Genomic DNA, 25,737 nt, shown 5'->3' with positions numbered 1-25,737 from the left:
GCGTTCGGCAAGACCGCGGACGAGGTGCGCGCCGAGGGCACGGCGGAGCACCTCGTCAGCGCGCGCACGTTCCCGGGGAACCGCCCCACGACGTCGATCCTCGCGCCGGCGCTCACGCCGTCGGTCCTCGGGCAGCTCATCGCGCTGTACGAGCACATCACGTTCGTCCAGGGCGTCGTGTGGGGCATCGACAGCTTCGACCAGTGGGGCGTCGAGCTCGGCAAGAAGCTCGCGCTCGAGATCGCGCCCGCCGTCGCGGGCGACGAGGACGCCCTCGCCGCCCAGGACCCGTCGACGGCGGCCCTCATCGACCGCTACCTCGACCTGCGCAACTGACCCACCCTTCCGCGCCGAGAACGACCTTGGTGTCGTTATCCGTCGGACAACGACACCAAGGTCGTTCTCGCGGGCGCGCAGGGTCGTGGTCGGGCGGGGTCAGGGCTCTTGGCACGTCCCCGGCGCCGCCGCCGACGTCGCGTCCGGGCAGAGCAGGTGCGCCCACTCCCGCGGCCCGTACGCGTCCCGGGTCGCGTCGACGAAGATCTCCACACCGTCGATCTGGGGCCCCACCCGGTAGTAGCTCACGATCGGGTCGCCCTCCGTCGTCGGCATGGTGACCACGAGTTCCGCACCCGTCGCGGCGGCCTCGTCGAGGCAGCGGTACAGGTCGTCCGGGACGGACTCGCCCTGGTCGAGCCGCACGTCGCCGCAGGACTGGAGCGGCTCCCGGCCGACGAACGCCGCCGGGGCGACCGCGTCGCCGGCACCCCGGGCTCCCGACGGCGTGGGTACGCCGTCGGCCGGCGGCTGCGAGCCCGTCGTCGCGCACGCGCCCGCGACGAGGAGCCCTCCCAGCACCTGGACCAGGATCACGACGCGCGTCGTCCGGCTCATACCCGGGACGTGTGGTGACACCCCGCGACCTTGCACCTCGTCCCCGTTCCCGGTGGTCGACGGCGGTCGTCACGACGGAGGCGACGCGCGTCGAGCCCGGGCCCGGGGATCAGCCCGCGTCCCCGGAGGGCACCTTGCCCGCGACGTCGTCGTAGGTGACCTCCGCGGGCGGCTCGGCGGGCGCGTAGACGAGGCGCACGACACCCGTCGGGAACGTCTCGGACCGCAGGAGCGTGAGCGCGTAGTACGGCTCGCCCTCGTCGAAGAGGCGCTCGCCCGTGCGGGCCGCGACGGGGTGCACGAGCAGTCGCAGCTCGTCGAGCAGCCCGGCGGCGAGGAGCTGGCGCACCACCGAGATCGACCCGGCGACGAGCACCTTGCCCAGACCCGGCTCCTCCTTGAGCGCACGGACGGCGTCGACGAGGTCGCCGTCGAGCCGCTCGACGTGCCGCCACCCGAGGTCCTGGTCGCCGCGCGTCGCGACGACCTTGCGCATGTCGCCGAGCCGCGCCGCGAACGACGCGTCCTCGCCCCCCGCGGTCTCCCGCTCGGGCCATGCCCCCGCGAAGCTGTCGTAGGTCACGCGCCCGAGGAGCAGCGCGTCGACGTCCTGGTAGTCCTCGTCGACGGCGGCCGCCATGTTGTCGTCGAAGTACGGGAAGTGCCACACCGGGTCGATCTCGGCGACGCCGTCGAGCGAGAGGAACAGCGTGGACACGAGGGTCGCGGTCATGGGGTGGCCTTCCGGTCGAGGACGAGACGTCGGGGCAGACCGGCGCACCCGCACGAACTCATCGTCCCGCCGAGCACGACCTCGCGCGCGGTCGAGCACGACGTTGCCGTCGTTATCCGGCGGATACCGACAGCAACGTCGTGCTCGGCTGATCCTGGGGGGCGGGCGGCGGGGGCCGGAGGGCGGGAGCCGGGGTGGCCGGGGGGTGGGGTCAGCGGCGCAGGGCGAGCGTGAGGGTCAGGCCGACCGCGAGGTGCTCGACGGCGAGGAGCGCCGCCGCTTCCGGCGTCACCGCTCCGAGGGGCCCCAGGAGCGAGACGAGCAGCACGACGGCGCACGTCACGAGCCAGGCGAGCTCGCCCCGGCGGGGCCGACGGGCGGACAGCCGGCCGAGCAGGGCGCGCACGCCCCACGCGGCGTACCCGACGACGAGCGCCGTGACGGCCGCGGCCACGACCCCGACGGTCTGGGTGCCGGTCGCGGTGCGCACCTCCGGGTCGACGCCGAGCGCCGTCCCGACGAGCAGCACCGCCGCGGCCACGACCGCGGCGACGAGCGGGACGGACCAGCGGGGGACGCTGCGCCGGGCCGGTGCGGCCCCGGGGACCGTCGACCGGGCCGACGCGGCGGACGCGCCGCGGCGAGGGACGTCCGAGGTGCGGTACGTGGTGGTCGGCGTCGTGGACATGACACTCCTCCTTCGTCACGCGACGGTGCCGCGTGGCTCTCGCGACCGGGGCCGCGGCCGGCGGGGTGCCGACGTCCCCACGTTCGCGGTCGCACGACGTCGGCCGCACCGGCCGGAGGGCGAGAGCCGTCCCGACCCCGGTCGGTCCCCCACCCTCCCGCCGGACCGCGACCCCCGACCTTGGTCGGTGGTCACCCGCGACGCCGCCCCCTAACGTCCGGAGCATGACCACACCGACCGACTGCCCACCGCTCGCCCGACGCCCCGTCCTCGCGACGGCCGCCGCCCGCCGTGACGGGAACCGTCCGCTCGTCCCCTGGTGGACGTTCGCCGTCGCGTGGCTCGCCGTCGCGGCGCTCACCGTGCTCGCGACGGCCGGGATCGTCGGCCAGGACGAGCCGGGCGCGCAGCCCGCGATCGACGTCGCCGTCGCGGTGCTGGCCCTCGCGGCCCTCCCGCTCCTGTGGTCGCGGTCCCCGCGCAACGCCCCCGTGCTCGGCGCCCTGGTGCTCGCGTCGCTCGCCGCGTACTCCGGCGCCGCGACCCCCGCCTCGACGGTCGCGACCCTGCAGGTCGCGCGCTGGTACCCGGCACGCACGGCGGTCCCGGTCGCGGTCGCCGGGTTCCTCGGCCACGCCGTGCAGGCGCTGTGGCGGCCGCAGGCCCTGCCGCTCGGCTGGTGGCTCCTGTGCGACCTCGCGGTGCACGCCGCCCTGCTCGGCTGGGGCATGTACTGGCAGGCGCGGGCCCAGCTCATGTGGTCGTTGCGCGACCGCGCCCGGCGCGCCGAGCGCGAGCAGGAGCGCCGCGTCGCCGAGGCACGGGTCGCGGAGCGCACGCGGATCGCCCGCGAGATGCACGACACCCTCGCCCACCGGCTGTCGCTCCTCGCCGCGACGGCCGGGGCGCTCGAGTACCGTCCCGACGCCGACCCGGCGCAGCTCGCCCGGGCCGCGGGCCTGGTCCGGGCCGGGGTGAGCTCCGCGCTCGGCGACCTGCGCGACGTCGTGCGGGTGCTGCGCGCCGACCCCGAGGACGTCGACGGGGGCGCCCCGGCACCCCAGCCCACGCTCGACGACGTCGACCGGCTCGTCGCCGAGGCGCGCGAGGCAGGCGGTGACGTCACGTACGAGCGATCGGGGTCCGTGGACGTGCCGCGGACCGTCGAGGTCGCGGCCTACCGCGTCGCGCAGGAGGGGCTGACGAACGCCCGCCGGCACGCGCCGGGCAGCCCGGTCGTCCTGCGGGTCACGGCCCGGGCGGGCGAGGTGCGCGTCACGGTGTCCGACGGCGGCCCGCGCCTCGTCGCGGTCGGCGGTCCCGTCGAGGGCGCCGCGGGCGGGGCCGCCGGCGCGTCCGGGGACGGGACCGGCACCGGGCTCGTCGGGCTGCGCGAGCGCGTGGACCTGCTCGGCGGGACCCTCGACGCCGGGGCGCGGGACGACGGGTTCGTCCTCGACGTCCGGCTACCGTGGGACGCGTGAACGAGCAGGGTGGGCACGGGGCCGACGCACGCGCGAGCGAGTCCCGGGACGACGGGCCGGACCGCGGGCACGACGGCGGGAGCGGCCCGGGGGACGCGGCACGGACCCGGCTCGTGATCGTCGACGACGACGCGCTCGTCCGCGCCGGGCTGCGCCTCATGCTCGATGGCGCCCACGGCATCGAGGTCGTCGGCGAGGCCGCGGACGGGGCCGACGTCACGGCGGTGCTCGACGCCCACCCGACCGACGTCGTGCTCATGGACCTGCGGATGCCCCGGGTCGACGGGATCGAGGCCACGCGGCGGGTGCGGTCGCGGGCGGGCGCGCCCGCCGTCGTCGTACTCACGACGTTCGACAGCGACGAGGAGGTCGTCGGTGCCCTGCACGCCGGGGCGTCGGGCTACCTGCTCAAGGACATGCCGCCGGAGCGGATCGTCGCAGCGGTGCGCGCGGCAGCCGTGGGCGAGCCGGTCCTGTCGCCGGAGATCGCGCGGCGGCTCATGACGTCGGTCGCCGACGCGGGCGGCGAGCGCGACCGCGCCCGGGCGGCGCTCGACGCCCTCACCGGCCGGGAGCGGGACGTCGCCGTCGAGCTGGGCCGCGGCGCGGCGAACGCCGAGATCGCGGCGGCACTGTTCCTCAGCGTCCCGACGGTGAAGGCCCACGTGTCGAACGTGCTGCTCAAGCTCGGCCTGGAGAACCGGACGCAGGTCGCGCTGCTCGTCCACGCCGCCGGCCTGGACTGACCGTCAGTCGCCGGGCCACTCCCCCGTCCAGCGCTCGAACGCCCGGGCGCCGCCGCGGTCGATGAGCGCCTTCACCGCCGCGAAGATCGCGCCCTGGATCAGCGCCGCGACGAGGATCTCGCGGAGCCGGTACTCGGACTCGAGCGGCTTGGGCGCGTCGGTCCGGTGGCCCGGGGTGACGCGCTTGTAGACCTGCTTGAACACCTGCCCCGCGACGAGCCCGCCCACGATCGAGCTGGCGAGCCCCACGGGGCGGTAGAGGATCTTCGCGGCCTTGCCGCCGGTCTTCTCCGGGGGATGCGTCCCCGCCGTCACGTCGTCGCTCATGCTTCGACGCTAGGTCGGCTGCGGCTCTCTCGCCCGTCGCACGGCCGCGAGCGCCGTCCGTGAGGGCGTCAGCCCCGGACGACGGCGCACCCCGCCGGGTCGGGCGCGACGTGCACCCGGGCACCGGGTTCGGGCCCCTCGTCGGCGCCGCCCGATCCGCCGGTGCCGGCGAGCGCCACGAGGCGGGCGGGTGAGCCGGGGTCGGCGCCGGGGAGGACGACATCGACCGTGATCTCGGCCGCGCCCCGCCGGAACACGCTGCCCACGACCGTCGCGACCCAGGTGCCGGCGCCCGACGACGCCGAGCCGCCCTGGGCGTCGGACGCACCGGACGTACCGACCACGCGCAGCCCGCGCGGCCCGATAGCGAGCAGCTCGTCCGAGCCGTCGTACGCAGAGTTGTCAGCGCCTCGTCGGTCCAGGGAGCGACCTGCTGCTGACAGCTCGGCGGGGACGAACGCCTGGTAGCCGAGGAACTCTGCGACGCGGCGCGAGGCGGGGGCGCGCCACAGGTCCTCGGGCGACGCGACCTGGAGGAGCCGGCCGGCGTCCATGACGGCGACGCGGTCGGCGACGGTGAACGCCTCGTCGTGGTCGTGGGTGACGAAGACGGCCGTCGTGCCGGTCGCCCGCAGCGCCTCGCGCAGGTCGAGCGCGAGGCGCTCGCGCAGCCCGCGGTCGAGCGCGGACAGCGGCTCGTCGAGCAGCAGGAGCCGCGGCCGCGGCGCGAGCGACCGCGCGAGCGCGACCCGCTGTCGCTCTCCCCCGCTGAGCGTCGCGACGGCGCGCCGCCCGTACCCGGCCAGCCCGACGACGTCGAGCAGCTCGGTCACGCGCGCGTCCCGCGCGGCGCGGGGCAGCCCCGCGATCCCGTAGGCGACGTTGCCCGCGACGTCGCGGTGCGGGAAGAGCTGGCCCTCCTGGAACATGAGCCCGAACCCGCGCCGGTGCACGGGGACGCCCGCGAGGTCGCGCCCGTCCCACGCGACCGCGCCCGAGGCGACGGGCTCGAGCCCCGCGACCGCGCGCAGCAGGCTCGACTTGCCGCACCCGCTCGGCCCGAGCAGGGCGAGCACCTCGCCGGGCGGGACGTCGAGCGTGACGCCCGCGACCGCCGTCGTGCCGGGGTCCGTGCGCGCTCCCCCGGTGCCGTGCCCGCCGTAGCGCACGACGACGTCGCGCACCGCGAGCCCGGCGCCCTCCCCGGGCACGGGGTCGGGGTCGGGCACAGCGTCGGGTCGCGACGGCTCCGGCGCACCCGTGCGCGACGGGGCGGGGTCGGTCTGCACCATCAGAACTCTCCTCCGGGTCGGTCGCCGCGCAACCGCTCGGCGAGCAGCATCACGGTCGCGGTGAGCAGCGCGAGCACGACGCTCGCCGCGAGCGCCATGCCGTAGTTCTCGGCGCCGGGACGCCCGATGAGACGGAAGATCACGACCGGCAGGGTCGCGGTGTCGGGGCGCGCGAGGAACGACGTGGCGCCGAACTCCCCGAGCGAGACGGCGAACGCGAACCCGACCGCGAGGCCGAGCGACCGGGCGGCGATCGGGCCGTCGACCGTGCGGAACACGCGCCCGGGCGCGGCGCCGAGGGTCGCGGCGGCCTCGCGCAGGCGCGGGTCGATCGCGCGCAGCGTCGGCAGCACGGTGCGCACGACGAGCGGGATCGCGACGACGGCCTGCGCGATCGGCACGAGCAGCCCGGACGTGCGCAGGTCGACGTCCAGGCCGAGCGGCCGGTCGAGCGTGACGAGGAACCCGAAGCCGACCGTCACGGCGGACACCCCGAGCGGCAGCATGAACACCGAGTCGAGGACAGAGATCGCGCGCCGACCGCCGCGCGAGCGCGGGCGCCGGGACACGACGAGCGCCACGAGGCCGCCGATGACGACGGCGAGCACGGTCGCGAGCGCGGCCGTACGCAGCGAGTTGCCCATCGCCTCCCACACCGTGACGGACAGCGCGTTGCGCCCGCCCGTCGTGCCGAGGTTCGCGTAGTTGTCGAGCCCCCAGCCGCCGCCCGGGACGCGGAACGAGCGCACGAGGAGCGTGCCGAGCGGCAGCCCGACGAGCACGACGACGACGGCCGCGGTGAGCGCCGCGGGCACGAGGTCGCCCGTCGGGCGGCCGTCGCGCCACAGGCGGAGCGGGTGTGCGGACGACGCCGAGGACGACAGGTTCAGGGCGCGCTCGCGCCGGGCCCGCGTGCGGTTCGCCACCGTGAGCGCCGCCGCGACGACCACGAGCTGCACGACCGAGAGCACCGCCGCGGTGCGCAGGTCGAGGAACTGGGTGGTCTGGATCCAGATCTCCGTCTCGATCGTCCCGTAGCGGATGCCGCCGAGCACGAGCACGACGCCGAACGCCGTCGCGCAGAAGAGGAAGACGATCGACGCGGCGCTCGCGATCGCGGGAGTCAGCGCCGGGAGGGTCACGGTGCGGAACGCGCGCCACGGCGTCGCGCCGAGCGCCCGGGCGGCCTGCTCGGCGCGCGGGTCGAGGTGCTCCCACAGCCCGCCGACCGTGCGCACGACGACCGAGTAGTTGAAGAACACGAGCGCGACGACGATCGCCGCGAACGTCTCGTCGAGCCGCAGGAACCCGAGCGGGCCGCCCTGCACGAGCAGCGACCGGAACGCGACGCCCACGACGACGGTCGGCAGCACGAACGGCACCGTGACGAGCGCGCGCACGACCCGTCGCCCGGGGAACCGGCACCGGTACAGCACGTACGCCCCGGGCACGCCGAGCAGCACGGAGAACGCCGTGCCGAGCACGGCCTGCCACAGCGTCAGCCCGAGGATCCGCCACGTCCGGGGCTGGGAGAAGACCTCCGCGAACCCCGACAGGTCGAGCCCGCCGCTCTCCCCGACGAACCCGCGCGCCACGAGCGTGACCACCGGCCACGCGAAGAACACCCCGAGGAACGCCAGGGGCACCGCCGCCGCGAGACCCCACAGCGCCCCGCGCCCGAGACCTCCCCCGGCCGCGGGGCGTGCCTGCGCCGTCAGTCGACGACCGTCGCCGTCCACGCCTTGATCCACTCGTCGCGGTGCGCCGAGACGTCCTCGGGCGCGACCTCGAACGGCTCGTCGGCGAGCGGCGCGAACTCGGCCCAGCCGTCGGGGAGCGCGACGGAGTCGTCGGCGGGGTACATGTACATCTGCCCGGGGACGTCGGCCTGGAACGGCTCGCTCACGAGGAAGTCGAGGAGCTGCTGCGCGCCCTCGGGGTTCTTCGCGTTCGCGAGCACGCCCGCGTACTCGACCTGGCGGAAGCACGTGTCGAGCAGCGCCCCCGTGGTCGAGGCGGTGCCGTCCTCGGTGAGCGTGAACGCGGGCGACGTCGAGTACGACAGCACCAGAGGGCGCGGGCCGGCGCCCTCGGAGCCGGAGAAGTCGACGTAGTAGGCGTCCGACCAGCCGTCGACGACCTTCACGCCGTTGGCGCGCAGGTCGGCCCAGTAGTCCTCGAACCCGTCCTCGCCGAACGCGCCCACGGTCGCGAGGAGGAACGCGAGCCCGGGCGAGGACGTGGCCGGGTTGGTCACCACGAGGAGGTCCTCGTACTCGGGCCTCGTGAGGTCGTCGAGCGTGACGGGCTCGGGGACGCCGGCCTCGTCGAACCACGCGTGGTCCACGTTGACGCACACGTCGCCGAGGTCGATCGCGGTGAGCTCGCCGCCGTCGCCGACGGCGTAGGACGCGGCGGAGTCCGAGAGTCCCGCCGGGGTGTACGGGTCGAGGACCCCCTCGTCGATCGCGCGCGACGCGAACGTGTTGTCGATCCCGAAGACGACGTCGCCGAGCGGCGAGTCCTTCGTGAGGATCAGCTGGTTGACGAGCGCGCCGCCGTCGCCGGGCGCGACCTGCTCCACGGTGAGCCCGCTCTCCTCCTCGAACGCGGCGAGCACCTCGTCGCTCACGGCGAACGAGTCGTGCGTCACCAGGGTCACCGTGCCGCCCGACGACGCGTCGTCGCCACCTGCGGCGTCGTCGCCGCCGCTGCACGCGGTCAGGGCGAGGAGGGCGAGGGTCGTGGCGGCCCCGGTCGCGAGGGTGCGTCGGCGGGTGCCGGTGGTCGTGCGCTGCATGTGTCCTCCCAGGACGTTCAGGAGGGGTCCACCGGCCCGCGCGGCCGCCGTCGGAGCGCGGAGGACCGCACGAGCAGGTGATCGAGATTCCCGACTTCCTCCACCGGTGCTAACCGGATCAGGTTCGAGGGTCTGCGGTGGTCCGCACTCTCAGCTCCTCCAGGAGCTCCCCTGTCGTTCGCGTCGAGCCTACACCGCGGCCCGGCACGCGCGGCGTGGCCGGTGCGGGACGACTACGGTGGTGCGCAGCACACCGTCGCCCCTGACCTGGAGGATCGCCGTGGCAGACACCGAGGACCAGACCCTGGCCGTGAAGGTCGGCACCGTCGCGCTGACGTTCGCCGCGGGCTGGGCCGCGCAGAAGCTCGTCACGTTCGTCTGGGCCAAGGTGACCGGGCACGACGCCCCGAAGGACCTCGACGACGAGGAGGTCGGCATCGTGTCGGCCGTGACGTTCGCGGCCGTCGCCGCGGGCGTCGGCGTCCTCGCGCGCCGGTTCGCGGGCAAGGAGGCCAAGCGCGTCGTCGCCCGCCTCGCCTCGCGCGCGTAGCCTCGTCGCCCCTCCTCGCCCCGCCCGGCGGCGGTCCGCGCCGCCGTCAGGGCACCGGGGCCGCCGGTTCGGGCGGGGTCCAGCCCATCGCGGCCCGGGACCCGCGCTCGATCGCGGCCACGGGCGTGAGCCGCATGAGCCCGTTGCGCACCGTCTGGCGCCACCCGCCGCCCAGGTGGGCGCCGAACCGGCCCGACGCGACCGACGCCCGCGCGAGCGCCCGGCACCGGGGCCGACGTGCGGCGTCGTACCCGACGAGGGCGGGCGCGAGCCGCCCGCCGGCGGCGACGGGCGACCCGACGAGCAGGCCGACGCACAGCCCGTCCTCGAGCGCGGTGGCCGCGCCCTGACCCATCGTCGGCAGGGTGCCGTGCGCGGCGTCGCCGGCAAGGACCACACGCCCGGACGCGTAGCGCGGGACGCCGCGGGGCAGGTGGTGCACGTCGTGACGCAGCACCACGTCGGGCGGCGTCGCGGCGAGGACGTCGCGCACCGGCTCCGCCCACCCGTCGAACCGTGCCCGCGCGGCGGCGAGCTCGTCGCGCAGCCGCGTGCGCTCGGGCATCGCGACGTACCCGTACCAGTACGTCTCGTCCGCGGCCACGCGCAGCACGCCGAACTCCGCGTGCGGCCCCCAGTACTGCCGCAGCGCGACGTCGCCGTACGCGCCGGGGACGACCGCGCGCCAGCTCGCGTACCCGCTGTGCACGGGCCGCACGGCGGGGAACAGGACCGAGCGGACGGCGCTGCGCATCCCGTCGGCGCCGACGACGAGGTCCGCCTCGCGTCCGGCCACGACGGCCGGCCGACCCTCGGGGTCGCCCGGGTCCAGCGCCTCGACGGGGGTGCCGGTGACGACCTCGACACCGAGGTCCGCAGCCCGTCGCCGCAGGGCGGCGTGGAGCCGACGACGGTGCACGCCGACGAGAGCGACCGACGCCCGCATCTCCGACGTGTCCGGCAGCGCGAGGATCGGGCGCCCGTGCAGGTCCCACGTGCCGCCCGCCCACGTGGCGTACCCGAGTGCGGCGACGTCGTCGTCGTCGAACCCGAGCCCGCGGAAGGCCGCGACGGCGTTGCGCGACATGGCGAACCCCGCCCCGACCTCGCCGGCCTCGGCCGCACGCTCGAGCACGGTGACGTCCCAGCCCGTGCGCGCGAGCGAGACGGCGGAAGTCAGGCCGGCGATCCCGGCGCCGACGACGATCGCGTGACGTGTCATGAGGCGATCCTCCCGCGCGCGACGCCGCCGGGGCCAGGGGGACGCCCGGCCCGCCGGTGCGGACGTCCCCGGTCGCGCGGGTACCCTGGCGCGCGTGACGGCCCCCACGGCGACCACCCAGAGCCCGACGCCGGGCACCCGGGACACGGTGCTGCGCGCGGGTCTGCGCGTGCTCGCCGACACCGGCCGGCTGCTCGCCCGGCACTGGCCCGCGCTCGTCGCCGTCGCGGTCGTCGCGGAGGTGCTGCACGAGCTCGCGCTGCGCGCCGCGCTCGCGGTCGCGCCGTCGTCCGGCGTGCTCGGACTCCTCGTGCTGTGCTTCTCCCCGCTCGCGACGGTCGTCGGGATCGTCGTCATGCTGCACGTGCTGCGCCGCGAGCCGCGGTCCGGGCGCGACCGGCTGGAGGCCCGCACGCTGCTCGGCTCGATCGCGTCGGTGCTCGTCCCGTACCTCGTCATCTACGAGTTCTACGGCGGACTGACGTCCGACTGGCAGACGTACGTCGACTCGGCGGCGCTCGACCACGCGTTCGCCGCCGGGTCGGGGATCCGGACGGCCAGCCCGATCCCCGAGGGGTTCGGGGTCACCGTCCTCGCCGTCGTCGCCGGCGCGCTCCTGGCACGCACGCTCCTCGACCGCCTCGCGAGGCGCCTCGACCGCCGCGTCGCCTCGTCCGGCTCCGACGCCCGGCACAGCGCGCGCTCGGCCGCCGTGCGCATCGTGGCGGGCTACTGCGAGGTCGTGTGGATCGTCGTCGGCGCGTTCACCGTGACCGCCGTCGTGGGCCGGGTGCGCGAGTGGTGGGGCACGCGGGTCGTCGTCGTCGAGGTCGGCGCGTGGTGGGACGGCGTCGTCGCGCGCGTCGACGCGCTGCGGCCGCTCGTCGACGCCCTCGGTCCCGCGACGTCGCTCCTCGTGGCGGGCGTCGTCACGGGCCTCGTCGTCCCGCTCGCGTGGCTCACGCTCGGGACGATCGTCTACGGGGTCGAGGCGATCGACGTCGTCGACCCCGCGCACGCGACCGTCCCGGGGACGACGCCCGCCGACCGCGCGACGCGCGTCGTCGACCGGTTCAACCGCACGCTCGGCGACCGGGGTGCGCGGCGGGCCTGGGAGCTCATGCTCGACCCGGGCCGCCGGTTCGGCGGGCTCGTCGGCGCGCTCGGCATGCTGTGGCGCAGCCGCTGGGGCGCGGTGCTGCTGTTCTGCGTCGCGTTCGCGCTCCTGACGCTCGGCGAGCAGGTCGTCCTCACGGTCGCGCAGGCGGTCGTCGGGCAGCCCGGGATCGTCGCGTGGCGCGCGCTCGTCGACCCGCTCGGGATCGTCTCGACCGTCGTCGTCCAGGTGCTCACCACCGCGCTGCTCGCGGCCGCCGCCGACGCGCTGCTCGCGAACCTCGGGCTCCCGTCGGCGCTGCGCACGCGGCGCTCCGCGCGGGCGCGCGCCGCCGCGTCAGTCGTCTGACGCGGCCGGGTCGGCGGCGCGGCGCCCCCCGGCGATGAGCGCCGCCGCGACGACGTCCCGGATCTCCGTGTCGGTCAGGGCGTGGTCGCGCGCGAGCCGCACGAACCGGGCGGCGGCCTCCGTCACCGCGGCTCGCGACAGCGTGGCGGGGGGCGCCGTCACGAGGGTCCCCACGCGGCGACGGGTCGTCACGAGCCCCGCGGCCTCGAGGTCCCGGTACGTGCGCGCGACCGTCCCCGGCGCGATGCCGAGGTCGTTCGCGAGCGCGCGCACGGTCGGCAGCCGCTGACCGTCCGTGAGGTCGCCCGCCGCGACGAGGGCCGCGATCTGCGCCCGGAGCTGCTCGTAGTGCGGGGTGGTGGAGTCGAGGTCGATGCGGACGGCGAGGCTCACGCGGCGGCCTCCTCGGCCACCCGCGCTCCCGCTGCCCGCGGGGCCGGGTCACGCGCCGGCCACACCAGGGCGACGAGCGCCACGAGGACGACGCCGCACGCGACCGCGAGCAGCACGTTCCCCGCCAGCACGTGCCCGGGGCTGAGGCCGGGTCCCGTCCGGACGCCGTCGCCCAGCCCGAGGCCCAGCCAGCGCAGCGAGAGCCCGCCGAGGGCGACGAGCCCCCCGAGGGTCAGACCGAGCACGAGCTGCGTGGCGCGCTCGACGCGGCGGGCGACCCGGCGCCGCAGCCACATGTCCCACTCCTCGTCCACGTCCTCGACGGCCGGTCGGGACACGACCAGGCGCAGCACCACCTCCGACGCCACGACGGCGACGACCGCCGCCACGACGATCGGCACCGTCCACAACCAGCCCGGGAACGGCGCGACCGTGTACGCCTCGTACGGCGTCACGACGCGGGAGATCGAGCGCGGGCCGTCGGAGAGCAGCCCGAAGGACGCCGCCACGACGGCGATCCCCGCGACCCAGGTCCAGGCGAGCCGCCGGGTGGCCGCAGGGACGACGTCGGCCGTGGAGCGCGCGACGAGCCGCGCCTCGCGCTGCCGGTGTCGCGGGCGTGGCCACGTGAGCTCGCCCACCGCGTGGACGGCGAGCGCGCCGACGAGCGCGACGAGGGGGACGGTCGCCGTGCCGCGCGCCCCGAGCGAGACGATCCCGAGGGCGAAGAACAGCGGCGGCACCAGCACGCCGGCGACGACGAGCGCGGCGGCGCCGCCGCTCGTCACCGCCGCGTGGCGCACCGCGCGTCGCCCGGCCGAGCTGGGCGAGACGGCTCGCCGCCCGTCCCACCACACGAGCGCGGCGACGGCGGCCGTCGCGAGCAGGGTGAGGTCGACCGCGAGAGCGAGAGCGAACGGCACCGGGCTTCCGAGCATCCACGACACCCAGGTCATGATCGTCCTCCCATCGAGAGTATTGATCATGCACTATGAACATTCATCGCCCCGGTGTCAAGGGCGTGCACGAGGCGGCACGGGTCAGGCCGGAGCGGGGACCGGCAGCGCCCAGTAGTCCGGGAGGAGGTCGGGCTCGACGAGGCGGACCTCGACCGGCTCGGCGTCGTCGGGCGTGAGGAAGTGCTGCGTGCTGCGGCTCGAGACGGCGCCCGTGCAGGACGGGGCCTCGGGGTACGGCATCCCGGGCAGCGCCGACGCGCCCGCGGTGAACTCGCGCCCGGCGGTGTCGACGAGCACGACCTCGCACGACGAGAAGGACTCCTCATCCTCGCTCGCCGGGGCGTCGGGCGCGTCCGAGCGCAGCGACACGTCCGCCGCCCACAGCGTGTACCCGTCGGGCACCTCGATGCGACCGCCGTACCCGTCGTCGAGCCAGTCGACCTGCTCCAGCCCCGCGAGGCGCGCCCGGACGTCCCCCACCTGCGCCCAGCCCTCGGCGTCGACCCCGTGCGCGCGGTGCGGCTCTCTCGCCCACCACCCCTGCACGGCGTCCGACCGCCACGTGATCGTGCACAGCGCCGCGAGCGCGCCCGCCAGCACGACGAGCCACCACCGGTTCGTGCGCCACCAGCCGCCGGTCACGCGTCCCACCCGCCCGGGACGAGCGCGGGACCGACCACCTCGACGACCGTCCCGGCCGCGGGCGCCTCGACGCGGCCCAGGTCGATCTCGGCGATCGCCTGCGGGCGGTCGAGGTCGGCGTCCTGGTGCTCGGTGAGCACGCGCAGCACGAGGTCGCCGTCGAGCGCGCGCTCCGGCACCTCGACCACCACGGTCCCCGCCTCGGGCACGTCCGGGTCCACGTACCGGCTGAGGATACGGTTCCCCGCGCGCTGCGACGCCTCGTGGTCCCGACCCGCGGCGTCGCGCAGCTCGAGCGTGTCGATGCTCGCCTCGCGCGTCGAGGCGGACACGGCGAGGTCGACGGCGACCCAGACGCCGCCCGTCGTGAGCGTGTCGTACCCGTCCTCGAGCGTGGTGCCCGTGCGCACGTCGTCGACCCGAACGCGCAACGGACCCGCGGTGACGACGTCGCCCACGTCGCCGCGCGTCGTCGTCGGCGTGAGCGTGGGCCACCACGTGTCGACGCGCGCGACGGCCGCCCCGACGACGACGGCGAGGACGAGCAGCACGACGGTCGCGGCCCGGTCGGCGCGCCGCGGACGCGGGGCAGAAGCGCCCTCGGGCTCGGGGTGCACGACGGCGGTCGTCGCCGCGGCGGGCTCGGTCACCAGTCCTCCTCGTCCTCGGGCGGGTCCACGATCCCGGGCGGCACGTCGCCGGGCGGGACGTCCACGAGCACGACGTCGCCGGTCTCGGCCCACCGTCGTCCCCCGCCGACCGTCATGTCGCGGTACCGGAACTCCGGGACCGTCACCGTGAGCGGCTCGTCGGGCCCGCCGTCGAGGTCCGCACCCTCGGCGTCGGGCAGCGTCACCGGCCACAGCAGGGCGACGTCCTCGGGCAGCCCGGGCTGCAGCAGCGGGTAGGCCGACGCGTCGCGCACGAGCAGCGTCGGGTCCGGCCGGTCCGGCTCCGCGTCCCCCGCGAGCGCCAGCCCGCCGGGCAGGGCGTCCGGGAGCGTCACGGCCGTGCGGTCGAGGCGGCGCGACTCGCGGTCCGCGTTGTCGGCCCCCACGACCACGACGAGCCACGCGTCGGCGCCCGCACCCTCGAGGTCGTCGGCCCGCACGGCGTCCGTCACGGTCCACGACCGCACCGTGACGTCGAAGGGGCCCGTCGCGACGGCCTCGCCCGCGACCGCGCGGGCCGGGCCGGCGTCGGCGGCGACGTGGCGCGCGAGCCCGCCCGCGGCGACCGTGCCGGCCACGACGCCGACGACGACGCCGAGCGCCACGCGGCGGGGCCACGTCCCGACGACGGCGCGGACCAGCGGCACGTCCCGGGCGGCCCTCGGCGCGGTCGTCGTCACGGCGCGCATCTTACGGGGGGCGGTGGGCGGCGTCAGGCCCCGCGCACGAGCAGCGTCGTCACGGGGCCCATGACGATCGCGTACATCAGCGCGAAGAACAGGGTGTGCAGCACGACGAAGAGCAGCGCGTCGCGCACGGTGCCGCGGGTCCGGAAGTGCCGCACGAGCTTGCGCACGAACTGGACCGGGTGGGCCAGGTCCCAGCTGTTGAAGCGCACGTACCGGCCGAGGTAGATGCCCACGGTCACGAGCGCGAGGAGCGCGAGCGCGACGATCCACGAGACGGGCCGGTGGAACGGGTCGTCGTCGTTCGGGTACAGCACGATGACGAGCAGCGCCTGCGCGAGGAACACGTTGACGACCGTGTTCATGACGCCCGACATCGCGAGCGTGAGGACCGCGACGATGTCGTACCAGAGCGGGACGCGCTCGTCCTCGCGCCGGTGGCTGTAGTTGAGCTCCGTGACGAGGTAGCCCGCGTTGGGCAGGAGCAGGAGCCAGACGAGGAGGCCCGCGCCGGCCACGGTGAAGACGACCGCGGGCGGCGCGCCGCCGGCGATGAGCACGGCGTCGACGAGGACGACGAGACCCAGCACGATCACGGGGGCGATGGACAGGCCGATGTTGAGCAGCATCGGGCGGTACACGCGCGTGCGGTAGAGCGGGGCGCGCAGCACCACGAGGGCGAGCGCGTACACGTTGAGCAGGGCCACGCCCCCGAAGAGCCAGTCGAGCACGCCCCCACGGTACGGGGGGTTCCGCGCGCGCGGCGCGACGAGCGTCGTTAGCGTGGAGTCGCTGGACGCAACGACCTCCCTCGTGCCCGACGGCGGGCACCCTCGGCTCAGGAGTCGCCATGGCGCAGCACGACGCGAGCGGGACCGTCGAACCCTCCGCGGCGCAGCCGCCGCCCGCGTCGGCGTCCCCGACGCTCATGCTCGTCCTCGCGACGATCGGCTTCGCCGTGAACTTCTGGGCGTGGGCGCTCATCAGCCCGCTCGGCGCGGCGTACGGCCAGCTCTACGACCTCACCGACGTCCAGGTGTCCGTCCTCGTCGCCGTCCCGGTCGTGGTCGGGTCGCTCGGCCGCATCCCCGTCGGGGCGCTCACCGACCGGTTCGGCGCGCGCGTGATGTTCCCGCTCGTGAGCGCGCTGACGATCCTGCCCGTGCTCTTCGTGGGCCTCGTCGCGGACAGCTTCGGCGCGCTCCTGGTCGGCGGGTTCTTCCTCGGGCTCGGCGGCACCGCGTTCGCCGTGGGGGTCCCGTTCGTCAACGCGTGGTACCCGCCCGCGCGCCGGGGCACGGCCGTCGGCGTCTTCGGCATGGGCATGGGCGGCACCGCGATCTCGGCGTTCACGACCGTGCGCATCCGCGACGCGTGGGGCGACGCCGCGCCGTTCCTGCTCGTCGCCGCCGTGCTCGCCGTGTTCGCCGTCGTGGCGTGGCTCCTGCTGCGCGTGCCCCCCGGTCGCGGCACCGCGCCCGCGGGCGGCTTCTGGGCGCGCACGTGGCAGACGTTCCGCCTCCCCGCGACCCTCCAGCTCTCGTGGCTGTACGCGGTCGGGTTCGGCGGGTTCGTCGCGTTCTCCGTCTACCTGCCGACGTTCCTCGTCAACGCCTACGACCTCACCGCCACCGACGCCGCGGCCCGCACCGCCGGGTTCGTCGTGCTCGCCGTGGTCATGCGCCCCGTCGGCGGCGCGCTGTCCGACCGGTTCGGGGGCGTGCCCGTCTCGGTGGGGTGCTTCGCCGTCGTGACGGCGCTCGCCGCGGTCGTCGCGTTCCAGCCGTCGCTCGTGCCGGCCGGGACGGTCGCGTTCCTCGGGCTCGCGGCGGCGCTCGGCGCGTCGTCGGGCGCGACGTTCGCGCTCGTGTCGAAGGTCGCGCCGGTCGAGAAGGTGGGTGCGGTCACGGGCCTCGTGGGGGCCGCGGGCGGGCTCGGCGGCTTCATCCCGCCGCTGCTCATGGGCGCCGTCTACCAGCTCGACGGCACGTACGGGCTCGGGTTCGCGCTGCTCGCCGTCACGGCCCTGGCCACCCTGCTGTTCACGCTCGGTCCGGTGCGCCGCGGCGTCCGGGCGCGCGCCGAGGCGGCCGCCCCCTGACGCACCGCGCTCAGACGTGCTCCGCCGGGCCGTGCGCGACGAGCCGCGGCATGACGAACCACAGCCCGACGAGCAGGACGAGCGCCACCGTGCTCGACCACAGCGCCGCCGTCCGGTCCACCACGACGTCGACGACGAGCAGCACCGTCCCCGTGACGACGAACGCGAGGACCAGCACGCCGGCCCGGGCGATGCGGTCGCTCAGGGTGACCAGCGCCGTCTTGCGGTGCTTGCGGAACAGCGCGCGGTGCAGGCTCACGGGCGTGACGAACAAGCCGGTCGAGAGCACGGCGAGCGCCACGAGCGTGAGGTAGACACCGGTCTGGAAGGTGTCGAGGTCGCCGAAGCGCTGCTGGAACGGCAGCGTGAGGAGGAACCCGGTGAGGATCTGCACGCCCATCTGCATGACGCGCAGCTCCTGGAGCAGCTCGACCCAGTTGCGGTCGGAGCGCTCGTCCGGCGACTCGTCACGGCCGTCCGTGACATCGTTGTCCACAGGTCCTCCCTCGCGCCGTCGCTGCGACAATCTTCCTCCCGCTGGGGTCAGGAATCGGCTCCGTCCTGCTCGACCCTCGGGGACCCCCCATCGATGGACTCTGCTATGCGCGACGACGTCACCGCTCCCGACGACGACGTCCCACCGGCGCTCGCCGACCTGCTCGCCGCACTCGGCCCGGGCGACCCGCAGCCGGTGGGCCGCTTCCGCGTGGACGTCGCGACGGACACGTGGTGGTGGTCCGACGAGGTGTACGTGATGCACGGGTTCTCTCCCGGCGAGGTCGTCCCGACGACCGCCCTCGTCCTCTCCCACAAGCACCCCGACGACCGCGAGCGCGTCGCGAGGGAGCTCGCCCAGGCGGCACGCACGGGTGAGCCGTTCGGGTCCATGCACCGCATCGTCGACGCGTCGGGCGTGACTCGCACGCTCGCGGTCGCGGCGCAGGCCACCCACCCGGGCGGCGACCTGCCGTGGGCGCAGGTCGTCGGCTACTTCGTGGACCTCACGGCGGCGCACGCCGAGGCCGCGCGCCGCGAGGCGACGGCCTCGATCCAGGCGTCGGACGCGTCGCGGTCGGTCATCGACGTGGCGAAGGGCGTGCTCATGGCGTCCCTGCGCATCGACGCGGACGAGGCGTTCGCGGTGCTGCGCCGCCGCTCGAACGTCGCCAACGTCCCGGTGCGCGAGCTCTCGCGGCGCCTCGTCGACGGCCTCGCGGCGGACGGTGACGAGCCCGACCCCCTGGTCGACAAGGACGTGCGCCGCCGGGTCGACGCGATCCTGGCCGACGCCGGGGCGTCGCACGACGAGCGGACCGGCGCCGGCGCCTGAGCCGACGGGCGGCCGGAGCACGCCCCGGAGACCGGGCGCGCGCGTCAGTCGTCCCGCGCCTCCCCGACGCCGGGGATGCGGCGGGTGTCGACGATCTCGCGCGCGAGATCGACCATCTTGATGTTCGCGTCCTGCGACACGCGGCTCATGACCGCGAACGCGCGCGCCGCGGTGAGCGAGTAGCGCTCCATGACGATGCCCTGCGCCTGGCCGATGAGGGTGCGCGTCTGCACCGCCGACTGCAGCTGCTCCTCCGTGCGCGCGGCCGAGATCGCGGCCGCCGCGACGGCGGCGAACGTCGACGCGAGGTGGTGGGAGTCCGGGCCGAACGCGTCGCGCGTCGTCGCGTACATGTTGAGCGCGCCGTGCGCGTTCGCGGACGTGTAGAGCTGGACGCACAGCATCGAGCGCACGCCCAGGTCGGCCGCGGCGCGCGGCGCCCACCGGGGCCAGCGGGGGTCGGCCGCGACGTCGCCCGACTCCACGAGCGCGTGCTCGCGGATCGCGTCGAGGCACGGCCCCTCGTCGAGCTCGTACTGGAGGGCGTCGCCGCGGGCGACGAGCGGGTCGGAGACCGACGGGCTCTCGATCTTGCGGCGCGTCACGAGGGAGATGCCGGCGGACTCGCACCCGTCGACCATCGACACGGCGAGCTCGACGACCCGGTCGAGGGTCTGCTGGAGCGTCGGCTCGTCCGCGAGCGTCCGTGCGGCCTCGGCGATGAGCCCGGCGACCGTGGCCTCCTCGGCCATGAGCTCCGCGAGCGGAACGTCCGTCAGCGGTCCGCCGACCCCCTGGGGTCTCACGGTCCCGCTCGTGCCGGGCTCGGTGATCATGCGCCGCCTCCTCCGCCGTGGCTCGGTTCCGACGGCCAGCGTACGTCGCGGCGGCGTCGAGCGCGCCGGGGACCTCGCCCGGGCGTGAGAGCCCGGGCGAGGCGGGGGCGGTGGCCGTCTCGCCCGCACAAGGCGTGGCGGCTGATCCCGTCACGGGCGCCGTCGCTCTCGCGAAGGACCCGCCCCCGGGCGGGCGCTGCCGCCCGCCCTCCGACCCTCCCGGGTGGGACGCGGCCCTCGGCCGATCCGTCCGCGGCCCGCCCGGGGAGGAGTGCCCGTCTAGAACACCGGCTTGCCCCCCGTGACCCCGAGGACGGTGCCCGAGACGAAGCTCGCGTCCGACGTCGAGGCGAGGAAGACGAACGCCGGCGCCACCTCGGCGGGCTGCCCGGCCCGGCCGAGCGGCGTGTCCTGCCCGAACTTCTCGATCTTCTCCTCGGGCTGGGTCGCGGGCTGCAGCGGCGTCCAGATCGGACCGGGCGCGACCGCGTTCACGCGGATGCCGCGCGGGCCGAGCTCCGCCGCGAGGTTGACCGTGAGGTTGTTGATCGCGGCCTTCGTCGCCGCGTAGTCGAGCAGGGACGTCGAGGGCTGGAACGCCTGGATCGACGAGTTGTTGACGATCGCCGCGCCCTCGCCCAGGTGCTCGAGCGCCGACTGCGTGATCCACAGCAGCGCGTAGAGGTTGGTCTTGAGGACGCGGTCGATCTCGTCCGTCGTGACGTCCTCGAACGCGTCGCGCCGCGCCATCTGGAACCCCGCGTTGTTGACGAGCACGTCGAGCCCGCCGAGCTCCGCGGCCGCCCGCCCGGGCAGGGCCCGCGCGGTCGCCTCGTCGGTCACGTCCCCCGGCAGGAGGACGCACGTGCGGCCCGCGTCGCGGACCCAGCGCGCCGTCTCCTCGGCGTCCTCCTGCTCCTCGGGCAGGTAGCCGATCGCGACGTCGGCGCCCTCGCGCGCGAACGCGATGGCCACCGCCCGGCCGATGCCCGAGTCCCCGCCCGTGACGAGCGCCCTGCGGCCGTCGAGGCGGCCGCTGCCGCGGTACGACGTCTCGCCGTGGTCGGGCACGGGGTCCATGGGCCGGGTGAGGCCGGGGGGCTCCTGCTGCTGCGCCGGGAAGCCGGCACCGTCCGTCATGGGGTTCCTCCTCGTCCGGTGGGGTCCGCGCTCACGAGCGGGCCGGCTCGCGACGACGCGCGAGCTGCGCCTCGTGCGCGCGGGGCCGGGCGACCGGGCGCACGGCGGCGAGCGCACCCGCGACCGTCGCCTCCGCCGTCGGGCCGACGCCGCCGGCCTTGCTCAGCGCGCGCATCACCTGGGCCGCGGTCTCCTGGACGGGGACGCCGGCCTCGCCGGCGGCCTCCGCGAGGAGCTGGCCGGCCGCGACGTCGTCGACGCCGTGGACCGCCATGAGCACGCCCTTGGCCTGCTCGACGGCGGCCTGGCTGACGAACGCGCGCGTCACCGCGCGCTGCGACTCGCGCTCGAGCGCCTCCTTGTGGCTCGGGCTCACGTCCACGACGTAGCCCGCGATCTCGACGACGCGGCCGCGCGCGTCGCGGCGGCCCTGCCCGGTGATGACGACGGAACGGGCCTTGCCGTGCCCGTCGACGATGCGGTGCGCGCACGAGAAGGGGCGGCCGGAGCGGATCGCGTCCGTCGCGGCGCGCACCACGCGGGCGCGGTCGTCGGGGTGCTTGCGGGAGCGGAGCGTGTCGAGGCTCGGCACGACGTCGCCCGGCTCCCAGCCGTGCATGGTGTACACCTCGTCCGACCACCACCAGGTCCCGGTGGCCAGCTCGACCCGGTACTGACCCACGAGGAGGTGGGTGCCGACGGCGAGCACCTCGGCGAGGGCTGCGGGGCGTACGGGGGCGGTCTGGTCGAGCGTGGTGGTGGGGCTCACGGAGATCGAGGCCATGGTGTCCTCCCAGGTTTCGGGGGGCTTCGGGCCGCTTCATGACTCCGTCCCACCAACGTAACCCACTCGCCCGCGGACGGCACCCGGGCTCGGCTACGGTGCGGACATGACCCGCGAGCCGCGCCGGACGATCGCCCAGCACGCCGACGACGCGCTCGCGCTCGTCCGCCCGACGCCGACCGCGCCCGTCCCGCTCGACGCCGCGGTCGGGTCCGTGCTCGCGGCCGACGTCGTCTCGGCGCTCGACGCGCCCCCGTTCGACGCGTCCGCGATGGACGGCTACGCGGTGCGGTCCGCGGACGTGGCCGGGGCGACGACGGTGTCGCCCGTGGTGCTGCGCGTCGTGGGCGACGTCGCGGCCGGCGACCCGGGCGGGGCCGGGCCCGGCCCGGGCGAGGCGGTCCGGATCATGACGGGCGCGCCCGTCCCCGCGGGCGCGGACGTCGTGGTGCCCGTCGAGCGCACGTCGACGGGCCGCTTCGCGCCGGGCGCGACGGGCGGCGCGCCCACGACGGTCGCGATCCACGACGCGTCGCGGCGGCACGTGCGCCCCCGCGGGGAGGACGTGCGCCGGGGCGACGTCGTGGTCGCGGCGGGCGTCGTCCTGACCGCACGCCACGTGAGCGTCGCGGCGGCCGCCGGGCACGCGACCGTCACCGTGCACCGGGCCCCGCGCGTGGCGGTGCTCTCGACGGGCAGCGAGCTCGTCGCGGCCGGCACCGCGCCGGGCCCGGGCCGGATCCCCGACTCGAACTCCGTGCTGCTCGCGGCGTCCGCGCGCGCGGCCGGGGCGGACGTCGTGCGCCGGGGAGGCGTCGGGGACGCCGCGGGCGCGCTCGTCACGGCCCTCGACGGTGTGCTCGCCGCGTTCGACGGCGCCGCGCCCGACCTGCTCGTGAGCACGGGCGGGGTGAGCGCGGGCGCGTTCGACGTGGTGCGCGAGGTCCTCGACGGCGCGACCCGGGCGGGGACGCCGTGGGAGAGCGCCGTGACCGACGCGCGGCTCGTCGCCGTCGGCATGCAGCCCGGCAAGCCGCAGGGTCTCGCGCGCTGGCGCGGCATCCCGTGGCTCGCGCTCCCGGGCAACCCCGTGAGCGCGTTCGTGTCGTTCGAGCTGTTCGTGCGGCCCGCGCTCGACCGGCTGCGCGGCGTCCCCGAGCCGCGGCGCGCGCTCGTCGGGCGCGTGGCCGGGGAGGGGTGGCCGTCGCCCGCCGGGCGTGAGCAGCTCGTCCTCGTGCGGCACACCGCGCCCGACGGGACCGAGGTCGTCCCGGCCGGCCGCGCGCGCGAGCCGCGCCCGGGCGAGACGCCCACGCGCGGCTCCGGCTCCCACCGCGTGAGCGCGCTCGCGCACGCCGACGCCGTCGCCGTCGTCCCCGCCGACGTCACCGCGGTCGAGCCGGGCGACGCGGTGCGCGTGCTGCTGCTCGACTGACGCCACGGGCCGGGCCGAACGGCCCGTGTGCCGGGCGGGACGCGCGTGCGAGAGTGGCGCCATGAGCTTCACGCACCTCGACGAGCGCGGGCACGCGCGCATGGTCGACGTCACCGCCAAGCAGCCGACCGTCCGCTCCGCGACCGCCACCGGGGTCGTGCGGTGCTCGCCCGAGATCGTCGCCGCGCTGCGCGACGGCACGGTCCCCAAGGGCGACGTGCTCGCCGTCGCGCGCATCGCCGGAATCGCGGGCGCGAAGCGGACGGCCGAGCTCCTGCCGCTCGCGCACGTCATCGGGGTGCACGGGGCGGTCGTCGACCTCGTCGTGGGCGACCACGGCGTCGACGTCACCGCGACCGTCCGGACCGCGGACCGCACGGGCGTCGAGATGGAGGCGCTCACGGCCGTCGCGGTCGCCGGGCTCGCCGTGGTCGACATGGTCAAGGGCCTCGACAAGTCCGTCGAGCTCACGGACGTGCGCCTCGTCGCCAAGACGGGCGGCAAGTCCGGCGACTGGCACCGCACGCCGTGACGACCGCTCCCGAGGGCGAGGCGACCGCCGTCGTGCACGACGCCGTCGTGCTCGCCGGGGGCCGCGCGGCGCGCCTCGGGACGCCCAAGCCGGGGGTCGTCGTCGGGGGTCGCCCCCTGCTGGAGCACGCGCTCGCGGCGACGCGCGGGGCGCGGCGGACGGTCGTCGTCGGGCCCGAGGACCTCGCCGCCCCCGGCCGCTACGCGCTGACGCGCGAGGACCCGCCGTTCGGCGGGCCGGTGGCCGGGATCGCCGCAGGTCTCGCCGCGCTGCCCGACGACGGCGCCGCACCCTGGGTGCTCGTCCTCGCGTGCGACGTCCCCGGCGCGGCCCAGGCCGTCCCGGCGCTGCTCGACGCCGCGCGCCGCCGGACGCACGACGAGGCGGGCGTGCTCGCCGTGCGCGACGGACGCGAGCAGTGGCTCGTGGGACTCTACGAACGGGCCGCGCTCGACGCCGCGCTCGACGCGCTGCCCACCGTGCACGGCGCGTCGGTGCGCCGCCTGCTCGCGGACCTGCCGGTGCTCGGCGTCCCGGACGACGACGGCGCCACCGACGACGTGGACACGTGGGAGGATGCCCGCGAGCACGACCGCCGCCTCGGCGCGGACGCACGCCCGGCGCCCGGCCACCCCGACGACACCCGGAGGTCTGGATGACGAACCTCGAACGCTGGGTCGACGCGCTCGCGCAGGACCTCGACCTCGACCCCGCGGTCGTCGACATCGGCGCGATCCTCGACCTCGCGCGCGACGCCGCGCACGGCATCGAGCGGCCCGCCGCGCCCCTCACGACGTTCGTCGCGGGCTACGTCGCGGGCCTCGCGGCGCACGACGGGTCGGGCCGCGGCGTGCAGGAGGTCCTCGACCGGGCCGCCGAGCTCGCGCTCGCCTGGGAGCCGGAGCCCGAGCTCCCCGGCACCGCGCCCGGAGAGTGACCGTGGCGACCGTCCGCTACTTCGCCGGCGCGCGCGACGCCGCCGGCACCGAGACCGAGACCGTCGACGCCGCGACGGTCGGCGAGCTGCACGCGGCCCTCGTCGCGCGGCACGCCGGCCTCGCGGACGTCCTGCCGCGCTGCTCGCTCCTCGTCGGGGGCGTGCGCGCGTCGAGCGACGACGCCCCGGTCGGCGCCGACGAGACCGTCGACGTCCTCCCGCCCTTCGCCGGCGGCTGACCCGCTCCGGTCCCGCGCGCGACCGTCAGTGGTCGCCGCCGTCGAGCTGGGCGAGCACGTGCGGCACGAGCGGCTCCAGCACCGCCCAGCCGTCGCGCACGCCGCCCGTCGAGCCGGGCAGGTTGACGACGAGCGCCCTCCCGGCCGGGCCCGGCACCAGCCCCGCGATCCCGCGCGACAGCACCGCCGCGGGCACGTGCGCCGCGCCGCGCCGACGCAGCTCCTCGGCGATGCCGGGGATCTCCTGCTCCACGACCTCGCGCGTCCCCTCGGGCGTGACGTCCCGCGGGCCGACGCCGGTCCCGCCCGTCGTGAGCACCACGCGCGCGCCCGCCGCGACCGCCCGGGTGACGGCGTCGCGCACCGACGCGGCGCCGTCGGGCACGAGGTCCCGGGCCACGGGCCAGCCCGCCGCCTCGACCAGCCCCGCGAGGAGCGGCCCCGACCGGTCCTCGGCCTCGCCGCGCGAGCAGCGGTCGGACACGGTGACGACGGCGACGGTCGGCGGGGAAGGGCGCTCGGTCATGCCGTCACCGTAGCGAGCGTCGCGCCGGCCCGGCGCACGGCCGGGCGAGGGAAGGTTTCGGCGCGCGCTTCCCGGTCGCCGTGGGCATAGTGGCGAGTGGACCGACCGAACGCCCACCCTGCTCGCTCCAGGAGGCTCGAATGTCGTACGTGTCCGCGCCGTCGACGTCGCCGGCGCCGGCTCCACCCGGTCGAGCCGCGGCGACGGCCGCGGGGCACGACGGGTGCGGGGCATGACCACCACGTCGGACGGCCCGGTCGAGGACGCGCTGCTGCGGCTCGGCAAGCACCTGCGGCGGGGGCGGGTGTCGGACGACCTGCGGCAG

30 protein-coding genes, 1 pseudogene and 1 riboswitch are annotated in these 25,737 nt (G+C 76.4%); of the genes and pseudogenes, 12 read left to right on the top strand and 19 right to left on the bottom strand.

The window, feature by feature from the left end; translation table 11 throughout:
• Positions 1–336, top strand: a pseudogene (locus GJV82_RS16840) (glucose-6-phosphate isomerase); the annotation flags it as partial.
• 99 nt (positions 337–435) lie between these two features.
• On the opposite strand, the gene GJV82_RS16835 reads toward GJV82_RS16840, so the two are convergent.
• The 3 genes from GJV82_RS16835 to GJV82_RS16825 form a co-directional block, all read right to left on the bottom strand.
• The gene (locus GJV82_RS16835) at positions 436–894 is read right to left on the bottom strand and encodes a hypothetical protein (RefSeq protein ID WP_155100018.1); all 459 of its coding nucleotides are present in this window, start codon (positions 892–894) and stop codon (positions 436–438) included.
• A gap of 109 nt (positions 895–1,003) precedes the next feature.
• Positions 1,004–1,627: a dihydrofolate reductase family protein gene (locus GJV82_RS16830; protein WP_155100017.1), complete on the bottom strand. Its 624-nt coding sequence runs from the start codon at positions 1,625–1,627 to the stop codon at positions 1,004–1,006.
• 211 nt (positions 1,628–1,838) lie between these two features.
• Positions 1,839–2,315: a DUF6069 family protein gene (locus GJV82_RS16825; protein WP_196217290.1), complete on the bottom strand. Its 477-nt coding sequence runs from the start codon at positions 2,313–2,315 to the stop codon at positions 1,839–1,841.
• Between the two features lie 224 nt (positions 2,316–2,539).
• Here GJV82_RS16825 and GJV82_RS16820 point away from each other — a divergent pair, with 224 nt between their 5' ends.
• Together GJV82_RS16820 and GJV82_RS16815 are read left to right on the top strand one after the other, a co-directional pair.
• Positions 2,540–3,799 (top strand): sensor histidine kinase, encoded by a 1,260-nt coding sequence (locus tag GJV82_RS16820; protein ID WP_155100016.1) that lies wholly within the window; start codon positions 2,540–2,542, stop codon positions 3,797–3,799.
• A complete protein-coding gene (locus GJV82_RS16815; protein ID WP_318657756.1) occupies positions 3,796–4,545 on the top strand; it encodes a response regulator transcription factor in 750 nt (249 codons plus the stop codon). The genes GJV82_RS16820 and GJV82_RS16815 overlap by 4 nt, the downstream gene beginning before the upstream one ends.
• A gap of 3 nt (positions 4,546–4,548) precedes the next feature.
• On the opposite strand, the gene GJV82_RS16810 is transcribed toward GJV82_RS16815, so the two are convergent.
• The 4 genes from GJV82_RS16810 to GJV82_RS16795 all read right to left on the bottom strand — a co-directional run bounded on the left by GJV82_RS16810 (position 4,549) and on the right by GJV82_RS16795 (position 8,964).
• Positions 4,549–4,872 (bottom strand): DUF4235 domain-containing protein, encoded by a 324-nt coding sequence (locus GJV82_RS16810; protein WP_155100015.1) that lies wholly within the window; start codon positions 4,870–4,872, stop codon positions 4,549–4,551.
• Positions 4,873–4,940: 68 nt separating this feature from the next.
• The gene (locus GJV82_RS16805) at positions 4,941–6,164 is read right to left on the bottom strand and encodes an ABC transporter ATP-binding protein (protein WP_155100014.1); all 1,224 of its coding nucleotides are present in this window, start codon (positions 6,162–6,164) and stop codon (positions 4,941–4,943) included.
• On the bottom strand, positions 6,164–7,882 hold the full coding sequence (locus tag GJV82_RS16800) for an ABC transporter permease (RefSeq protein ID WP_155100023.1): 1,719 nt from the start codon (positions 7,880–7,882) through the stop codon (positions 6,164–6,166). Before GJV82_RS16800 ends, GJV82_RS16805 begins: the two co-directional genes overlap by 1 nt.
• Positions 7,879–8,964, bottom strand: coding sequence for a thiamine ABC transporter substrate-binding protein (locus GJV82_RS16795; RefSeq protein WP_155100013.1), 1,086 nt, complete (start codon positions 8,962–8,964; stop codon positions 7,879–7,881). Before GJV82_RS16795 ends, GJV82_RS16800 begins: the two co-directional genes overlap by 4 nt.
• A 78-nt stretch (positions 8,965–9,042) precedes the next feature.
• Positions 9,043–9,147, bottom strand: a riboswitch (TPP riboswitch).
• Between the two features lie 97 nt (positions 9,148–9,244).
• Here GJV82_RS16795 and GJV82_RS16790 point away from each other — a divergent pair.
• Positions 9,245–9,514, top strand: coding sequence for a DUF4235 domain-containing protein (locus GJV82_RS16790; RefSeq protein WP_024841546.1), 270 nt, complete (start codon positions 9,245–9,247; stop codon positions 9,512–9,514).
• 46 nt (positions 9,515–9,560) lie between these two features.
• Here the strand turns inward: GJV82_RS16790 and GJV82_RS16785 are convergent, their stop codons facing one another.
• On the bottom strand, positions 9,561–10,736 hold the full coding sequence (locus tag GJV82_RS16785; RefSeq protein ID WP_155100012.1) for an FAD-dependent oxidoreductase: 1,176 nt from the start codon (positions 10,734–10,736) through the stop codon (positions 9,561–9,563).
• Positions 10,737–10,830: 94 nt separating this feature from the next.
• On the opposite strand from GJV82_RS16785, the gene GJV82_RS16780 reads away from it, so the two are divergent.
• Entirely contained in the window at positions 10,831–12,201 is a 1,371-nt protein-coding gene (locus GJV82_RS16780) for a hypothetical protein (protein WP_155100011.1), read from the top strand.
• On the opposite strand, the gene GJV82_RS16775 is transcribed toward GJV82_RS16780, so the two are convergent.
• From GJV82_RS16775 to GJV82_RS16750, 6 genes are all read right to left on the bottom strand, one after another.
• Positions 12,190–12,594, bottom strand: coding sequence for a GntR family transcriptional regulator (locus GJV82_RS16775; RefSeq protein ID WP_024841549.1), 405 nt, complete (start codon positions 12,592–12,594; stop codon positions 12,190–12,192). The two genes, GJV82_RS16780 and GJV82_RS16775, sit on opposite strands and share 12 nt — an antisense overlap.
• Complete coding sequence (locus tag GJV82_RS16770) at positions 12,591–13,550, bottom strand: hypothetical protein (protein ID WP_115943329.1); 960 nt, start codon at positions 13,548–13,550, stop codon at positions 12,591–12,593. The genes GJV82_RS16775 and GJV82_RS16770 overlap by 4 nt, the downstream gene beginning before the upstream one ends.
• Positions 13,551–13,634: 84 nt before the next feature.
• Positions 13,635–14,204, bottom strand: coding sequence for a hypothetical protein (locus GJV82_RS16765; protein ID WP_155100010.1), 570 nt, complete (start codon positions 14,202–14,204; stop codon positions 13,635–13,637).
• On the bottom strand, positions 14,192–14,845 hold the full coding sequence (locus GJV82_RS16760; RefSeq protein ID WP_024841552.1) for a hypothetical protein: 654 nt from the start codon (positions 14,843–14,845) through the stop codon (positions 14,192–14,194). Before GJV82_RS16760 ends, GJV82_RS16765 begins: the two co-directional genes overlap by 13 nt.
• A complete protein-coding gene (locus GJV82_RS16755) occupies positions 14,842–15,546 on the bottom strand; it encodes a hypothetical protein (RefSeq protein WP_155100009.1) in 705 nt (234 codons plus the stop codon). Before GJV82_RS16755 ends, GJV82_RS16760 begins: the two co-directional genes overlap by 4 nt.
• 32 nt (positions 15,547–15,578) lie before the next feature.
• A complete protein-coding gene (locus GJV82_RS16750; RefSeq protein ID WP_155100008.1) occupies positions 15,579–16,283 on the bottom strand; it encodes a DUF1361 domain-containing protein in 705 nt (234 codons plus the stop codon).
• Between the two features lie 119 nt (positions 16,284–16,402).
• On the opposite strand from GJV82_RS16750, the gene GJV82_RS16745 reads away from it, so the two are divergent.
• Positions 16,403–17,653, top strand: a complete 1,251-nt coding sequence (locus GJV82_RS16745) for an MFS transporter (protein ID WP_155100007.1) — start codon at positions 16,403–16,405, stop codon at positions 17,651–17,653.
• A 10-nt stretch (positions 17,654–17,663) separates the two neighbouring features.
• Here the strand turns inward: GJV82_RS16745 and GJV82_RS16740 are convergent, their stop codons facing one another.
• Positions 17,664–18,149, bottom strand: coding sequence for a DUF6328 family protein (locus tag GJV82_RS16740; RefSeq protein WP_318657755.1), 486 nt, complete (start codon positions 18,147–18,149; stop codon positions 17,664–17,666).
• A gap of 105 nt (positions 18,150–18,254) precedes the next feature.
• Between GJV82_RS16740 and GJV82_RS16735 the strand changes: the two genes are divergently transcribed.
• On the top strand, positions 18,255–18,983 hold the full coding sequence (locus GJV82_RS16735) for a PAS and ANTAR domain-containing protein (protein WP_196217289.1): 729 nt from the start codon (positions 18,255–18,257) through the stop codon (positions 18,981–18,983).
• Positions 18,984–19,027: 44 nt separating this feature from the next.
• Here GJV82_RS16735 and GJV82_RS16730 read toward each other — a convergent pair whose 3' ends face one another.
• The 3 genes from GJV82_RS16730 to GJV82_RS16720 all read right to left on the bottom strand — a co-directional run bounded on the left by GJV82_RS16730 (position 19,028) and on the right by GJV82_RS16720 (position 21,743).
• Positions 19,028–19,819 (bottom strand): GAF and ANTAR domain-containing protein, encoded by a 792-nt coding sequence (locus tag GJV82_RS16730; RefSeq protein WP_225873437.1) that lies wholly within the window; start codon positions 19,817–19,819, stop codon positions 19,028–19,030.
• A gap of 279 nt (positions 19,820–20,098) precedes the next feature.
• Positions 20,099–20,959 (bottom strand): SDR family oxidoreductase, encoded by an 861-nt coding sequence (locus tag GJV82_RS16725; RefSeq protein WP_155100004.1) that lies wholly within the window; start codon positions 20,957–20,959, stop codon positions 20,099–20,101.
• Between the two features lie 31 nt (positions 20,960–20,990).
• On the bottom strand, positions 20,991–21,743 hold the full coding sequence (locus tag GJV82_RS16720) for a PAS and ANTAR domain-containing protein (protein WP_155100003.1): 753 nt from the start codon (positions 21,741–21,743) through the stop codon (positions 20,991–20,993).
• A gap of 106 nt (positions 21,744–21,849) precedes the next feature.
• Here GJV82_RS16720 and GJV82_RS16715 point away from each other — a divergent pair, with 106 nt between their 5' ends.
• From GJV82_RS16715 to GJV82_RS16700, 5 genes are all read left to right on the top strand, one after another.
• Entirely contained in the window at positions 21,850–23,178 is a 1,329-nt protein-coding gene (locus tag GJV82_RS16715) for a molybdopterin molybdotransferase MoeA (protein WP_155100002.1), read from the top strand.
• A 61-nt stretch (positions 23,179–23,239) separates the two neighbouring features.
• Positions 23,240–23,710 (top strand): cyclic pyranopterin monophosphate synthase MoaC, encoded by a 471-nt coding sequence (gene moaC, locus GJV82_RS16710; protein ID WP_155100001.1) that lies wholly within the window; start codon positions 23,240–23,242, stop codon positions 23,708–23,710.
• Positions 23,707–24,369, top strand: coding sequence for a molybdenum cofactor guanylyltransferase (gene mobA, locus GJV82_RS16705; RefSeq protein ID WP_318657754.1), 663 nt, complete (start codon positions 23,707–23,709; stop codon positions 24,367–24,369). The genes moaC and mobA overlap by 4 nt, the downstream gene beginning before the upstream one ends.
• The gene (locus GJV82_RS19575; protein ID WP_024841564.1) at positions 24,366–24,647 is read left to right on the top strand and encodes a DUF6457 domain-containing protein; all 282 of its coding nucleotides are present in this window, start codon (positions 24,366–24,368) and stop codon (positions 24,645–24,647) included. The genes mobA and GJV82_RS19575 overlap by 4 nt, the downstream gene beginning before the upstream one ends.
• Positions 24,648–24,649: 2 nt before the next feature.
• On the top strand, positions 24,650–24,886 hold the full coding sequence (locus tag GJV82_RS16700; protein ID WP_024841565.1) for a MoaD/ThiS family protein: 237 nt from the start codon (positions 24,650–24,652) through the stop codon (positions 24,884–24,886).
• A gap of 25 nt (positions 24,887–24,911) precedes the next feature.
• Here the strand turns inward: GJV82_RS16700 and GJV82_RS16695 are convergent, their stop codons facing one another.
• Positions 24,912–25,412: a MogA/MoaB family molybdenum cofactor biosynthesis protein gene (locus tag GJV82_RS16695; RefSeq protein ID WP_155100000.1), complete on the bottom strand. Its 501-nt coding sequence runs from the start codon at positions 25,410–25,412 to the stop codon at positions 24,912–24,914.
• Between the last annotated feature and the right edge of the window lie 325 nt (positions 25,413–25,737).

The organism is Cellulosimicrobium composti (assembly GCF_009711085.1).
GTDB lineage: Bacteria > Actinomycetota > Actinomycetes > Actinomycetales > Cellulomonadaceae > Cellulosimicrobium > Cellulosimicrobium composti.
Note: the sequence above shows the minus strand (reverse complement) of the source record. Positions and strands in the feature narration are given on the sequence as shown.

Excerpts from the sequence above, each read along its gene's own strand:
- GJV82_RS16730 (WP_225873437.1), bottom strand. The coding sequence starts at position 19,819 with ATGATCACCGAGCCCGGCACGAGCGGGACCGTGAGACCCCAGGGGGTC.
- GJV82_RS16810 (WP_155100015.1), bottom strand. The coding sequence starts at position 4,872 with ATGAGCGACGACGTGACGGCGGGGACGCATCCCCCGGAGAAGACCGGC.
- GJV82_RS19575 (WP_024841564.1), top strand. The coding sequence starts at position 24,366 with ATGACGAACCTCGAACGCTGGGTCGACGCGCTCGCGCAGGACCTCGAC.
- GJV82_RS16715 (WP_155100002.1), top strand. The coding sequence starts at position 21,850 with ATGACCCGCGAGCCGCGCCGGACGATCGCCCAGCACGCCGACGACGCG.
- GJV82_RS16785 (WP_155100012.1), bottom strand. The coding sequence starts at position 10,736 with ATGACACGTCACGCGATCGTCGTCGGCGCCGGGATCGCCGGCCTGACT.
- GJV82_RS16835 (WP_155100018.1), bottom strand. The coding sequence starts at position 894 with ATGAGCCGGACGACGCGCGTCGTGATCCTGGTCCAGGTGCTGGGAGGG.
- GJV82_RS16830 (WP_155100017.1), bottom strand. The coding sequence starts at position 1,627 with ATGACCGCGACCCTCGTGTCCACGCTGTTCCTCTCGCTCGACGGCGTC.
- GJV82_RS16770 (WP_115943329.1), bottom strand. The coding sequence starts at position 13,550 with ATGACCTGGGTGTCGTGGATGCTCGGAAGCCCGGTGCCGTTCGCTCTC.
- GJV82_RS16720 (WP_155100003.1), bottom strand. The coding sequence starts at position 21,743 with ATGGCCTCGATCTCCGTGAGCCCCACCACCACGCTCGACCAGACCGCC.
- GJV82_RS16725 (WP_155100004.1), bottom strand. The coding sequence starts at position 20,959 with ATGACGGACGGTGCCGGCTTCCCGGCGCAGCAGCAGGAGCCCCCCGGC.
- GJV82_RS16745 (WP_155100007.1), top strand. The coding sequence starts at position 16,403 with ATGGCGCAGCACGACGCGAGCGGGACCGTCGAACCCTCCGCGGCGCAG.
- GJV82_RS16825 (WP_196217290.1), bottom strand. The coding sequence starts at position 2,315 with ATGTCCACGACGCCGACCACCACGTACCGCACCTCGGACGTCCCTCGC.
- GJV82_RS16805 (WP_155100014.1), bottom strand. The coding sequence starts at position 6,164 with ATGGTGCAGACCGACCCCGCCCCGTCGCGCACGGGTGCGCCGGAGCCG.
- GJV82_RS16695 (WP_155100000.1), bottom strand. The coding sequence starts at position 25,412 with ATGACCGAGCGCCCTTCCCCGCCGACCGTCGCCGTCGTCACCGTGTCC.
- GJV82_RS16795 (WP_155100013.1), bottom strand. The coding sequence starts at position 8,964 with ATGCAGCGCACGACCACCGGCACCCGCCGACGCACCCTCGCGACCGGG.
- moaC (WP_155100001.1), top strand. The coding sequence starts at position 23,240 with ATGAGCTTCACGCACCTCGACGAGCGCGGGCACGCGCGCATGGTCGAC.
- GJV82_RS16820 (WP_155100016.1), top strand. The coding sequence starts at position 2,540 with ATGACCACACCGACCGACTGCCCACCGCTCGCCCGACGCCCCGTCCTC.
- GJV82_RS16735 (WP_196217289.1), top strand. The coding sequence starts at position 18,255 with ATGCGCGACGACGTCACCGCTCCCGACGACGACGTCCCACCGGCGCTC.